Origin of the sequence: Tomitella gaofuii (assembly GCF_014126825.1) — a bacterium.
Classification (GTDB): domain Bacteria; phylum Actinomycetota; class Actinomycetes; order Mycobacteriales; family Mycobacteriaceae; genus Tomitella; species Tomitella gaofuii.
The window spans coordinates 682,100-694,465 of the sequence record NZ_CP059900.1 but is presented as its reverse complement, the minus strand read 5'-3'; the positions used below and the strand labels follow the sequence as shown (position 1 = coordinate 694,465).

11 protein-coding genes are annotated in these 12,366 nt (G+C 70.5%); 7 read left to right on the top strand and 4 right to left on the bottom strand.

Annotation, left to right across the window (positions count from 1 at the left end):
• The first annotated feature begins 166 nt into the window (after positions 1-166).
• Both H4F70_RS03205 and metA read left to right on the top strand, forming a co-directional pair.
• Positions 167-814, top strand: a complete 648-nt coding sequence (locus H4F70_RS03205; protein WP_235681313.1) for a nitroreductase family protein — start codon at positions 167-169, stop codon at positions 812-814.
• A 46-nt stretch (positions 815-860) separates the two neighbouring features.
• On the top strand, positions 861-1,772 hold the full coding sequence (metA, locus tag H4F70_RS03200) for a homoserine O-acetyltransferase MetA (RefSeq protein WP_182359014.1): 912 nt from the start codon (positions 861-863) through the stop codon (positions 1,770-1,772).
• A gap of 21 nt (positions 1,773-1,793) precedes the next feature.
• Here the strand turns inward: metA and H4F70_RS03195 are convergent, their stop codons facing one another.
• A complete protein-coding gene (locus tag H4F70_RS03195; RefSeq protein WP_182359013.1) occupies positions 1,794-3,260 on the bottom strand; it encodes a catalase in 1,467 nt (488 codons plus the stop codon).
• A 485-nt stretch (positions 3,261-3,745) separates the two neighbouring features.
• On the opposite strand from H4F70_RS03195, the gene leuA reads away from it, so the two are divergent.
• From leuA to H4F70_RS03180, 3 genes are all read left to right on the top strand, one after another.
• Positions 3,746-5,557: a 2-isopropylmalate synthase gene (gene leuA / locus H4F70_RS03190; RefSeq protein ID WP_182359012.1), complete on the top strand. Its 1,812-nt coding sequence runs from the start codon at positions 3,746-3,748 to the stop codon at positions 5,555-5,557.
• Between the two features lie 61 nt (positions 5,558-5,618).
• Positions 5,619-6,926, top strand: coding sequence for a MurT ligase domain-containing protein (locus H4F70_RS03185; RefSeq protein WP_182359011.1), 1,308 nt, complete (start codon positions 5,619-5,621; stop codon positions 6,924-6,926).
• Positions 6,923-7,771, top strand: coding sequence for a type 1 glutamine amidotransferase (locus tag H4F70_RS03180; protein ID WP_182359010.1), 849 nt, complete (start codon positions 6,923-6,925; stop codon positions 7,769-7,771). The genes H4F70_RS03185 and H4F70_RS03180 overlap by 4 nt, the downstream gene beginning before the upstream one ends.
• 36 nt (positions 7,772-7,807) lie before the next feature.
• On the opposite strand, the gene H4F70_RS03175 is transcribed toward H4F70_RS03180, so the two are convergent.
• Genes H4F70_RS03175 through H4F70_RS03165 form a run of 3 tightly spaced genes read right to left on the bottom strand, consistent with a single transcriptional unit; the run spans position 7,808 to position 9,293 of the window.
• Complete coding sequence (locus H4F70_RS03175; protein WP_220471764.1) at positions 7,808-8,326, bottom strand: uridine kinase family protein; 519 nt, start codon at positions 8,324-8,326, stop codon at positions 7,808-7,810.
• A gap of 8 nt (positions 8,327-8,334) precedes the next feature.
• Entirely contained in the window at positions 8,335-8,958 is a 624-nt protein-coding gene (gene recR / locus H4F70_RS03170; protein ID WP_182347356.1) for a recombination mediator RecR, read from the bottom strand.
• 17 nt (positions 8,959-8,975) lie between these two features.
• A complete protein-coding gene (locus tag H4F70_RS03165) occupies positions 8,976-9,293 on the bottom strand; it encodes a YbaB/EbfC family nucleoid-associated protein (protein WP_182347397.1) in 318 nt (105 codons plus the stop codon).
• A 316-nt stretch (positions 9,294-9,609) separates the two neighbouring features.
• Between H4F70_RS03165 and H4F70_RS03160 the strand changes: the two genes are divergently transcribed.
• Together H4F70_RS03160 and H4F70_RS03155 are read left to right on the top strand one after the other, a co-directional pair.
• The gene (locus tag H4F70_RS03160) at positions 9,610-11,058 is read left to right on the top strand and encodes an FAD-binding oxidoreductase (RefSeq protein WP_235681312.1); all 1,449 of its coding nucleotides are present in this window, start codon (positions 9,610-9,612) and stop codon (positions 11,056-11,058) included.
• 20 nt (positions 11,059-11,078) lie between these two features.
• Positions 11,079-12,362: a class I SAM-dependent methyltransferase gene (locus tag H4F70_RS03155; RefSeq protein ID WP_182359008.1), complete on the top strand. Its 1,284-nt coding sequence runs from the start codon at positions 11,079-11,081 to the stop codon at positions 12,360-12,362.
• The last annotated feature ends 4 nt before the right edge of the window (positions 12,363-12,366 follow it).

Here is a 12,366-nt window from a genome sequence, read left to right as displayed (position 1 = left end):
TGGTCGGTCACTGTTTCTATCGGTCGTAATCAGAGATCCAGGGTACCGATCAACGGGCCGCAGCATCAGGTTGGCGTCAGGGGGCGTGCACTGCGTCACGTCACGCGGGTGAGGCGTCGGTCACCGCCGCGGGTGCGCCGGGCCCGTGCGTGGATACCATGCGGCCGTGCCGCAGATCTTCGACGAGCCGAGGCCCGCGCAACCGCTTCATCCGCATGCCGACCGGTCGGCGGACGCCGGCGTCCGGATCCACCCGGTGATCGCGCAGCGTTGGAGCGCGCGCAACCTCGACCCTGACGCCGTGATGACGCCCGACGAGCTGCTCGCGGCCGTCGAGTCGGCTCGGGTGGCCGCCTCCTGGGGCGGCACGTTCCCCGTGCGGTTCGTCGCCGGGCTCCGCGGCGACTCCGCGCACACGGCGCTCGCCTCGTTGCTCTCTGACGGGAACAAGCGCTGGGCGGCGTCGGCGGGGGCGCTGCTGCTGGGCGTCGTGCAGACGGCCAACGACAAGGGCGATCTGCCGTACGCGATGTTCGACGCCGGCCTGGCGACGGCGCAGCTGTCGCTCCAGGCCGTGTCGATGGGACTCGTCGCGCATCCGATGTCGGGATTCGACCGGGACGAAGCGCGGCGGGCCTTGCAGATCCCGGACGTCTTCGAGCCGCTGGTGATGATCTCGTTGGGGCACCTCGGGACCGAGGACGGCGCGGACCCGAGGATCGTCGAGCGGGACCGCGCGCCGCGTCGGCGGCCGGCACTGGAGGACATGGTGTTCGGAGAGCGGTGGGGGGCGCCGTTCTCGGCCGAAGCGTGAACGGTCCGGCGCATCCGGGGCACACACCGGAATACAGTGGTCGTCGATGCCTGTAACCATGCCGTGCGACCTGCCGGCGCGGACGATTCTGGAGTCCGAGCGGATCTTCGTCATGTCCGACGAACGCGCCGGACATCAAGACATCCGTCCGCTGCGGATCGCGATCGCGAACCTCATGCCCGCCAAGGTCGTCGCCGAGACGCAACTGCTGCGGCTGCTCAGCAACACTCCGCTGCAGATCGACATCACATTGCTGCACATGGCCAGCCATGTCTCGCGCACCACTTCGGCCGACCACCTCGACGCGTTCTACTCGACGTTCGACGACGTGTCCGAGCAACACTTCGACGGACTGATCATCACCGGAGCCCCGGTCGAGCGGCTCGACTTCGAACAGGTCGACTACTGGCCGGAGCTGACCCGGATCCTGGACTGGTCGCGTACCCACGTCCAGTCCACCCTGCACGTGTGCTGGGGCGCCCAAGCCGCGTTGTACCGGCACTACCGGGTGGGCAAGTACGAGATGCCCCGGAAGCTGTCGGGAGTGTTCCGCCATCAGCTCACCGGCGGCCGTTCGGCGGTGACGACCGGCTTCGACGACGAGTTTTTGGCCCCGCACTCGCGGTACACCGACGTCCGGGCCGACGACATCGAGGCGACGGGCGAGGTCGAAGTTCTGGCGCGCAGCGACGAGGCCGGGGTGTTCCTCGCGGCCACCCCGGACGGCCGCCAGGTGTTCGTCACCGGCCATCCGGAGTACGACGCGGACACGCTGGCCCGTGAGTACGCGCGTGACCGGAGCCAGGATCTGCCGGTGCCGGCCCCAGCGCACTACTTCCCGGACGACGACCCCGCAGCCCCGCCGGTGAACCGGTGGCGCGGGCACGGTCAGCTGCTTTTCACGAACTGGCTCAATTATTGCGTGTACCAGGAGACGCCGTACGACCCCACTGGGTGACGAGCCGCCCCGGCCGCGCGCTCACCCCAGCGCGTCGATGGCCGCCCGCACCCCCTCGCCGTAGGCGGGGTCGCACGCCGTGCAGTGGGCGATGTGCCGCTCGACGGTCGCCGGCGACGCGCCCTTGATGGCGCGCGCGGTGTTGTCGAACAGCGCCTGCTTCTGCCCGGCATCCATCAGGTTGAACAGCGCCCGCGGCTGGGAGTAGTAGTCGTCGTCATCGGCACGGAAGTCGAACCGGTCCGCCACCGCCCCGACCGTCTGCGGCGGCTCGGCGTATCCGGGCTGCTCCTGCCACAGTCCGTCGCCGTTCGGCTCGTAGTGCTTGGTAGACCCCTGGTTGCCGTCCACCCGCATCGTCCCGTCGCGGTGGAAGTTGCCCACCGGGCAGCGCGCCTGGTTGACCGGGATCTGGTAGTTGTTCACGCCCAGGCGGTAACGCTGCGCGTCGCCGTAGGAGAACAGGCGCCCCTGCAGCATGCGATCCGGGGAGAACCCGATGCCGGGCACCACGTGCGCCGGATTGAACGCGGCCTGCTCGACCTCCGCGAAGTAGTTGTCCGCATTGCGGTTCAGCTCCCACTCGCCCACCTCGATCAGCGGGTAGTCGGCCTTGGGCCACACCTTGGTCAGGTCGAACGGGTGGTACGGCACCTTCTCGGCGTCCGCTTCCGGCATCACCTGCACGCACAGCGTCCACTTGGGGAACTCGCCGCGCTCGATCGCCTCGTAGAGGTCGCGCTGGCTGGATTCGCGGTCGCCGGCGACGACGGCCGCGGCCTCCTCGTCGGTGAGGTTCTTGATGCCCTGACGGCACACGTGGTGGAACTTGACCCAGAAGCGCTCGCCGTCGGCGTTGACGAGGCTGAAGGTGTGCGAACCGAACCCGTGCATGTGCCGGTAGCCGTCGGGGATGCCGCGGTCGCTCATCACGATCGTCACCTGGTGCAGCGCCTCGGGCAGCCGCGTCCAGAAGTCCCAGTTGTTCTCCGCGCTGCGCATGTTGGTGCGCGGATCGCGCTTGACGGCGTGGTTGAGGTCGGGGAACTTGAGCGGGTCGCGGAAGAAGAAGACGGGGGTGTTGTTGCCGACGAGGTCCCAGTTGCCTTCCTCGGTGTAGAACTTCACGGCGAAGCCGCGGATGTCGCGTTCCGCGTCGGCGGCGCCGCGCTCGCCCGCCACGGTGGAGAACCGCGCGAACAGCTCGGTCTTCTTGCCGATCTCCGAGAAGATCTTCGCGCGGGTGTAGCGCGTGATGTCGCCGGTGACGGTGAACGTGCCGAACGCGCCCGAGCCCTTGGCGTGCATGCGCCGCTCCGGGATCACCTCGCGGTCGAAGTGCGCGAGCTTCTCCAGAAACCACACGTCCTGCAGCAGCTGCGGACCGCGCGGGCCGGCCGTCTGCACGTCCTGGTTGTTCGGCACCGGCGCACCGACCGCGGTGGTCAGCGTCGTCGGATCGGCCTTCTGATCGTCGGTCGGGGTCATCGGCGTCGGCCTCCTGCCGGTAGTGCACTGGTGGTTGCTCAGTAGCGGTGTCGCCCACCCCGATCCTGCCCGATCCGCTCCCCGGTGGGGGGGACTTGCGGTGAACATCCGGCGCGTCGTCGCACCCGCGCCGCGACCGGCCGGGGATGCGGCACTCCTGAACTCGGCCTGGATCAGGGGCGGGACGGGTAGTAGAGTGACCTGCATGCAGCGCGTGCTCCTCCTTGAGTGCCGCGGCGGGATCTGACACAGCAGACCGGCTCCCCGTCGCGGGCCCTTATCCATGCCGTAGCAGCACTCGCACGCCGTAGCATCGCGCGGCCCACGCCGCAGCCGTCTCCGCCACGCCGCGCCAGTGCGGACGTACCCGCCGGGCCCACAGGTCCACCACGGGATCCGCAACGTCATCCAGGCACGTCGGTCTATCCGCCAGCAGGTTTCGGGCCCACCCGCGCCCGTGCCCCGCACACAGGGAGAATCCCATCATGACTTCCGCAGACGCCTTCACCGCCGGCCGGCGCAACATCGTCACCCCGAGCCGCCCGGCCCCCGCCGATCAGCCCGCCTGGAACACCCAGCGCGGCTCGTCGATGCCCGCCTACCGCTACCGCTCGTTCGCGGACGAGGTGGAGGAGATCACGCTCGACGGGCGCCGCTGGCCGGGCACGGTGATCGACCGTGCGCCGCTGTGGTGCGCCGTGGACCTGCGCGACGGCAACCAGGCGCTGATCGACCCGATGACCCCCGCCCGCAAGCGCCGCATGTTCGAGCTGCTCGTGCGGATGGGGTACAAGGAGATCGAGGTGGGCTTCCCCGCGGCCAGCCAGACCGACTTCGACTTCGTCCGCGAGATCATCGAGGACGGCGCCATCCCCGACGACGTCACCATCCAGGTGCTCACGCAGAGCCGCCCGGAGCTGATCGAGCGCACCTTCGAAGCGTGTGAGGGCGCGGCCAACGCCATCGTGCACTTCTACAACTCCACCTCGATCCTGCAGCGCCGCGTCGTGTTCAAGGCGGACGAGCCCGCCATCACGAAGATCGCCACCGACGCGGCGCACAAGGTGCTGGAAGAGGCCGCCAAGTACCCGGACACCCACTGGCGGTTCGAGTACTCGCCGGAGTCCTACACGGGCACCGAGCTCGCCTACGCCAAGGAGATCTGCGACGCCGTCAGCGCGATCATCGCGCCGACGGCGGAGAACCCGCTGATCGTCAACCTGCCCGCCACCGTGGAGATGGCCACGCCCAACGTCTACGCGGATTCCATCCAGTGGATGAGCGACAACCTGGCGCGGCGCGATGCGATCATCCTGAGCCTGCACCCGCACAACGACCGTGGCACCGCTGTCGCGGCCGCCGAGCTGGGATACATGGCGGGCGCCGACCGCATCGAGGGCTGCCTGTTCGGCAACGGCGAGCGCACCGGCAACGTCTGCCTGGTCACCCTGGGCATGAACCTGTTCACCCGCGGGGTGGATCCGCAGATCGACTTCTCCGACATCGACGAGATCCGCCGCACGGTAGAGTACTGCAACCAGCTCAACGTGCCCGAGCGCCACCCTTACGGCGGCGACCTGGTCTACACCGCCTTCTCCGGCAGCCACCAGGACGCCATCAACAAGGGCTTCGACGCGATGAAGTTCGACGCCGACGCCGCGGACAAGGACATCGACGACATCGTCTGGCAGGTCCCCTACCTGCCCGTGGACCCCAAGGACGTGGGCCGTACGTACGAGGCGGTCATCCGCGTCAACTCGCAGTCCGGCAAGGGCGGCATCGCCTACGTGATGAAAACCGACCACGGGCTGGACCTGCCGCGGCGCCTGCAGATCGAGTTCTCGCGGACCGTGCAGGGGCTCACCGACTCCGAGGGCGGCGAGATCAACCCCAAGGAGATGTGGGACGTCTTCGCCGAGGAGTACCTGGACCGCACGGTGCCCATCGAACGGATCTCCCAGGAGCTGACCCCCGCCCGCAGCGACGGCGATGACGACGAGATCATCGCCACCCTCAGAATCGACGGAGTCGAACGCGAGCTGCACGGGTCCGGCAACGGCCCCGTCGCCGCCCTGGTCGACGGACTCGCCACCGCCGGCTACAACGTGCGTGTCCTGGACTACAGCGAGCACGCGATGTCCGCCGGCGACGACGCGATGGCCGCCGCCTACCTGGAGTGCGCCGTGGAGCGCCCCGACGGCGAGACCACGGTGTTCTGGGGCGTCGGCCTCGCGCCGTCGATCACCGTGGCCTCGCTGCGCGCGGTGATCTCCGCGGTCAACCGCGCCCACAAGTAGCACGCGCACACGGCGACCGGTGCCCGCAGCGGGCGCCGGCCGCTGTGTCAGACTTTGCGGCATGACCGATGCCTCCCCCGGAAACCCGGCTCCCGGACTGACTCTCCGCGGGCGGACGGCGATGCGGATCGCATCAGCCGCCGCCTGGGCGTCCCGCAAGTCCGGGCGGGGCAAGGGGGCGATGATCGGCGGGCTCATCGCACTGCAGGTGGACCGCTCGATCATGGGGCAGCTCGGCGCGGGCAAACGCACGGTGCTCGTCACCGGCACCAACGGCAAGTCCACCACCAACAGGATGGTCGCCGCGGCGCTGTCGTCGCTGGGCCCGGTGGCCACCAACGCCGACGGCGCCAACATGGACGCGGGGCTGGTGGCCGCGCTCGGCGAGGCGCCCGCGGCGTCCACGGCCGCCCTCGAAGTGGACGAACTGCACGTCCCGCACGTCGCCGACGCCGTCGCACCGTCTGCCGTCATCCTGCTCAACCTCAGCCGGGACCAGCTCGACCGTGTCGGCGAGATCAACGCCGTGGAGCGTCGCCTGCGCGAGGGACTCGCCCGGCATCCCGGGACCGTCCTCGTCGCCAACGCCGACGACGTCCTCGTCAGCTCCGTCGCCTTCGACGCGCCGAACGTGGTGTGGGTGGCGGCCGGCGCCGGCTGGACCGACGACTCGGCCGGATGCCCGCGGTGCGGCGAACCGATCGTCCGTCCGGCCCCGGAGGCCGGGACCGCGCACGACCCGCACCCCGCCTGGCACTGTTCCGGCTGCACCCTCGCCCGGCCGCAGGCCGACTGGTCCGTGGACGGCGACGTGCTGTCCGGGCCGGACGGGTTCACCGCGACTCTCCGACTGCGGATCCCCGGGCGGGCGAACCTGGGCAACGCCGCGCAGGCCGTGGCGGCCGCCGTCGCCGTCGGTGCGCCCCCCGCCGACGCCGCGCGCGCCGTCGGGACGGTCACCGAGGTCGCGGGCCGCTACCGGACGGTGCAGCGCGGCCCCCACCGATTGCGCATGCTTCTGGCCAAGAACCCCGCCGGATGGCAGGAGGCCCTGTCGATGTCGGACACATCCGCCGACGGCCTCGTGATCGCCGTCAACGGCCGGATTCCCGACGGCGAGGACTTGTCCTGGCTGTGGGATGTCGATTTCGAAGCGCTGGCAGGCGGCTCGGCCCCCATCGTGGCGGCCGGCGAACGCGGCACCGACCTGGCGGTGCGCCTGGCCTACGCGGGCGTCGAGCACACCTTGGAGAAGAACGCGCTGCGGGCGGTCGACCGGTGCCCGCCCGGCCGGGTCGAGGTGCTCGCCAACTACACGGCCCTGGCAGGACTCGACCGGGCGCTGAAGCGCGAGGAGACGGCACGATGAGCAGTGGCACGGCGACAGGCGACTCGACCGTCCGGATCGGCCTGATCCTGCCGGACGTGCTCGGCACCTACGGCGACGGCGGCAACGCGGTGGTGCTGCGCCAGCGGCTGCGGATGCGCGGATACCGCGCGGAGATCGTCGCCACCGGGTTCGGCGAACCGGTCCCCGACTCCCTCGACATCTACGCCCTCGGCGGCGGGGAGGACGCGGCGCAGCGGCTGGCCGCCCGTCACATGACCGCCCACCCCGGCCTGCAGCGGGCGGCGCACGGCGGCGCCCCCGTTCTCGCTGTGTGTGCCGGGCTGCAGGTGATGGGCGAGTGGTTCACTGCGTCCGACGGGCCCGGCGGGGCGGTGTGCAGGGTCGACGGCCTGGGCCTGCTGGATGCGACCACCGAGCCCGGGCAGCCGGAGGCGGGCGGCCGCGTCTCGCGCGCCCTCGTCGCCCGGGGGCTGAGGACGCCCAGGCACGCCCCGGGCCGCATCATCGGCGAGGTCGCCTCGACTCCGCTGGTCGACGGACTCACCGCCACTCTCACCGGGTTCGAGAACCACGGCGGCAACACCACTCTGGGGGCCGGCGCGCAACCGCTCGGCCGGGTCCGGCGTGGTACCGGCAACAAGCAGGTGGGCACGAAAGAGTCGGGCACGGACGAGACGCTGTTCGAGGGCGCCGTCCAGGGGTCGCTCGTCGCCACCTACATGCACGGCCCCGTGCTCGCGCGCAACCCGGAACTGGCGGATCTGCTCATCGCCCGAGCCCTGGGCGTCGACTCCAGCGCGCTTGCGCCGCTGGAGATCCCCGCTGTCGACGCGCTGCGCACGGAGCGTTTGGCAGCGCGGTAGCGCCGGCCGGGACAGTTGGGCCAGGGCGTGCGAATGTCAGGATTCCGCGCGCTCACACCGCGATCGCGTGTCGTCGACGGCGAACCAGCCGCGCTCGAACCGCTGCCAGCGTTCCAGGTGCGCCCGGCACGCCTCGCCGTCGCGGGCGACCGCGCGCTCGAGGCGCGCGGCCTCGTCGCCCCACTGCACCCAGAACGCCCGGTCCAGCCGTCCGGCCATCGCGCGCCGGGCCGTGGTCACCCCCTCGAGCACGAGGACCTCCGGCACCGGCACGTCCACCCACGCCCCCGGCCGCGGCACGGCGGGTGCGTGCTCCGACGGCCTGCGCCACTCGACGCGCCGATATCCGCCGGGCCGCCCCTGCCCCAGGGGCCGGAGCACCCCGGTCGCCAGACGCGGCCACCACGAGGCCGGGGCGTCCCACGTCGCGAAGTCGTCGGCCCGCACCAACGCCACCTCCCGCCCCTCGCCATGCAACCGGGCGACCAGGGCGTCGGCGAAGACGGTCTTGCCGGACCCTGACGGCCCGTCGACCGCCCACACTTGGAGAGCCACGCGGGCGCCTAGAGCACCCGGCGCCCGGTGAGCGCACGTCCCAGCGTCATCTCGTCGGCGTACTCGAGATCGGATCCCATGGGCAGCCCGGACGCCAGACGGCTCACGGACAGCCCGGGGAAGTCGCGCAGCATCCGCACGAGGTACGTCGCGGTGGCCTCCCCCTCGGTGTTGGGGTCGGTGGCGATGATGACCTCGGCCACCTCCGCCGTCACACCGTCCGGCCCCGGCGCGGCGCCGCCGAGCCGCTGCAGCAGCTCGCGTACCCGCAGCTGGTCGGGGCCGATGCCGTCGAGCGGGTTCAGCGCACCCCCCAGCACGTGGTAGAGCCCTTTGAACTCGCGCGTCCGCTCGATGGCGGGCACGTCCTTGGGCTCCTCGACGACGCAGATGCGGGTGCGGTCACGGCGGGGGTCCTGGCAGATGCGGCAGCGTTCGCCGTCGGCGACCGTGCCGCATTCGACGCAGTACCGGACGCCCTCGCGCACCTTCCGCAGCGACGCCAGGAGCCGGTCGATGTCCGCCGGCTCCACGGTGAGCATGTGGAAGGCGATCCGCTGGGCGCTCTTGGGCCCGATACCGGGCAGCTTGCCCAGCTCGTCGATGAGATCCTGTACCGGACCCTCGTACATGCCGCGACCCGCTGTCGCTAGAAGCCGGGCAGGCCGATGTCGCCGAGCGGACCCGCGAGCGGGCCCATGAGCTCGGCTGCCGTCTTCTGCGCGTTCGCCGAGGCGTCGTGCACCGCGCCGACGACGAGGTCCTGCAGGGTCTCCGCATCGGACGGGTCGATGACGGACGGGTCGATGAGGATCGACTGCAGCTCGCCTGTGCCGGTGACCGTCGCCTTGACCAGCCCGCCGCCCGCCTGGCCTTCCACCTGCCTCTCCGCCAGCTGCTGCTGGGCCTGGATCATCTGCTGCTGCATCTGCTGGGCCTGGGCCATGAGCTGCTGCATGTCCGGCATTCCTCCGGGCTGCGTCGGGTCTCCAGGTTGCATTTCGGCGCGGTCCTCTCGTCGGGAAACTCGGCCACCAGCGTAGCCGTCGCACCCGGCCGGCCACGCCCGGCCGGTGGGCGGGGGTGCGCGCACGGCACGGCGGCGCGAGTCGTAGCGTTCCTCACCGCGGGGACACTGCTTTCCTCACCGCGGGTGCATTGCGCACCGCCGTGCGAGGTGCACCAGTAGAGTCCGAGTTGACGAAAGGTTCGAGCGCCACGTGAATGCCATCCCGGTTCTGCGTAGACCACCGCGCGGGCCCGTGCCGCCGCCCGCCCGTCTCGTGGGGACCGTCGCACATGCGGCCGGCGTGGAGCGGCTTCTCGCCAGCTTCCGCGCGATCCCCGCGGACGCCCCCGTGCGGCTGGCCAAGAAGACGTCCAACCTGTTCCGCGCGCGCAGCGCCACGGGCGCGCCCGGGCTGGACGTGTCCGGGCTCGGCGGGGTGATCTCCGTCGACCCGTCCGCGCGCACGGCCGACGTGCAGGGCATGTGCACCTACGAGGACCTGGTGGACGCGACGCTGCCGTACGGTCTCGCGCCGCTGGTGGTCCCGCAGCTCAAGACCATCACACTCGGCGGTGCGGTCACCGGCCTGGGCATCGAGTCCACCTCGTTCCGCAACGGCCTGCCGCACGAGTCGGTGCTCGAGATGGACGTACTCACCCCCACCGGCGAGATCGTCACCGCACGCCCCGACGGCGCGGCGTCCGACCTGTTCCGCGGGTTCCCCAACTCGTACGGCACCCTCGGCTACGCCACGCGGCTGCGCATCGAGCTCGAGCCCGTCAAGCCGTACGTCCGGCTGCGCCACGTGCGCTTCACCGACCTCGACGCGTTGCAGGAGACGATGGGGAGGATCGCCGGCTCGGGCACCTGGGAAGGGCCGGGCGGCGACGCGGTGGCGGTCGACTACCTCGACGGCGCCGTCTTCACCTCCGACGAGGCATACCTGATCCTGGGGACGCAAACCGACGGATCCGAGCTGTCCCGCACCGAGCGCCCCTCCGACTACACCGGTATGGACATCTACTACCGGTCCATCCAGCATCCGCCGGAGGCGTCTCCGCGCACCGACCTGCTGACGATCCGCGACTACTTGTGGCGCTGGGACACCGACTGGTTCTGGTGCTCGCGGGCGTTCGGCACGCAGAATCCGCGGATCCGGCGGTTCTGGCCGCGCCGGTATCTGCGCAGCAGCTTCTACTGGAAGCTGATCGGCCTCGACCAGAAGTACGACATCGGCGACCGGCTCGAAAAGCGCAAGGGCCTGCCCCCGCGCGAGCGCGTCGTGCAGGACATCGAGGTCCCCCTGGAGCGCACCGCCGAGTTCACGCGGTGGTTCCTTCCGGCCACCGGCATCGAGCCGGTGTGGTTGTGCCCGTTGGCGTTGCGCAGCGGTCCGGCCGGGGGCGGTCGCGACGATGCGGTCGCCGCCCCTGCCGAACCCTGGACCCTGTACCCCCTCGAGTCCGGACGCATCTACGTCAACATCGGCTTCTGGTCGTCCGTCCCCATCGTGCCCGGAGAGCCCGTGGGCGCGATGAACCGGCGCATCGAACGCACAGTGGCCGAGCTCGGCGGGCACAAGTCGCTCTACTCGGAGTCGTTCTACGGGCGCGAGGAGTTCGACCGCATGTACGGCGGAGCCGACTACGCCGGGCTCAAGACGCGGTACGACCCGGAATCGCGTCTGCTCGACCTGTACGCAAAGGCGGTAAAACAACAGTGATCTCGTTCAAGGGAGCCCCCATGAACAGCGTGCCTTCGGATCTGACACTGGCGGAGATGCTGGAGAAGGTCACCGACGGCCCCATCCCCCTGCACTTCACCGCCTACGACGGCAGCACCGCCGGCGACCCCGACTCGCCGTACGGGCTGCTCCTGAAGACCCCCCGGGGCGCGAACTTCGTGGCCACCGCCCCCGGCGACCTCGGCATGGCGCGCGCCTACGCCTTCGGCGACCTCGACCTCGTCGGAGCCCACCCGGGCGACCCGTACGAGGTGTTCAAGCGCCTGCAATCGATCTCGATGCACCGTCCGTCATTGCGCGACGGCGCCGCGATCGTCCGCTCGCTCGGCCGCGACCGCCTGCGCATCCTCGCACCGCCGCCGCAGGAGACGCTGCCGCGCTGGCGACGGATCGCGGAGGGCCTGCGTCATTCAAAGGAACGCGACGCCGAGGTCATCAGCCACCACTACGACGTCTCCAACGCCTTCTACGAGCGGGTTCTGGGGCCGTCGATGACCTACACCTGCGCCACCTACCGGCACGCCGACGACTCTCTGGAGCAGGCGCAGGACGACAAGTACCGCCTGGTGTTCGACAAGCTGGGCCTGGAACCGGGGATGCGGCTCCTCGACGTCGGCTGCGGCTGGGGCGGCATGGTCCGCTACGCGGCGCGGCGTGGGGTACGGGTCATCGGCGCCACACTGTCGAAGAACCAGGCGGAGTGGGCGCAGAAGGCGATCGCGGAGGAAGGTCTGCAAGACCTCGCCGAGGTGCGCCACTGCGACTACCGAGACGTGCCCGAGACCGGCTTCGACCGCGTCTCGTCGATCGGCCTCACCGAGCACATCGGCGTGCAGAACTACCCCGCCTACTTCGAGTTCCTGTACTCCAAGCTGCGCCCCGGCGGCCGGATCCTCAACCACTGCATCACCCGCCCCGGAAACGCCGGCAATGCCAAGGCCGGCGCGTTCATCGACCGCTACGTCTTCCCCGACGGGGAGCTCACCGGCTCCGGCACGATCATCCGGATCATGCAGGACACCGGGTTCAACGTGCGACACGAGGAGGACATCCGCGAGCACTACGCGATGACGTTGCGCGACTGGTGCCGCAACCTCGTGGACAACTGGGACTTCTGCGTGAGCGAGGTCGGCGAGGGGACCGCGCGGATCTGGGGGCTCTACATGGCGGGCTCGCGCCTGGGGTTCGAGACCAACATCATCCAGCTGCACCAGGTTCTGGCGGCGAAGCCGTTCCCGGACGGCGACGCCGGCGTGCCGCTGCAACCCTGGTGGAGTTGGTGATTCC

Excerpts from the sequence above, each read along its gene's own strand:
- H4F70_RS03185 (WP_182359011.1), top strand. The coding sequence starts at position 5,619 with ATGACCGATGCCTCCCCCGGAAACCCGGCTCCCGGACTGACTCTCCGC.
- recR (WP_182347356.1), bottom strand. The coding sequence starts at position 8,958 with ATGTACGAGGGTCCGGTACAGGATCTCATCGACGAGCTGGGCAAGCTG.
- metA (WP_182359014.1), top strand. The coding sequence starts at position 861 with ATGCCTGTAACCATGCCGTGCGACCTGCCGGCGCGGACGATTCTGGAG.
- H4F70_RS03155 (WP_182359008.1), top strand. The coding sequence starts at position 11,079 with ATGAACAGCGTGCCTTCGGATCTGACACTGGCGGAGATGCTGGAGAAG.
- leuA (WP_182359012.1), top strand. The coding sequence starts at position 3,746 with ATGACTTCCGCAGACGCCTTCACCGCCGGCCGGCGCAACATCGTCACC.
- H4F70_RS03180 (WP_182359010.1), top strand. The coding sequence starts at position 6,923 with ATGAGCAGTGGCACGGCGACAGGCGACTCGACCGTCCGGATCGGCCTG.
- H4F70_RS03195 (WP_182359013.1), bottom strand. The coding sequence starts at position 3,260 with ATGACCCCGACCGACGATCAGAAGGCCGATCCGACGACGCTGACCACC.
- H4F70_RS03165 (WP_182347397.1), bottom strand. The coding sequence starts at position 9,293 with ATGCCGGACATGCAGCAGCTCATGGCCCAGGCCCAGCAGATGCAGCAG.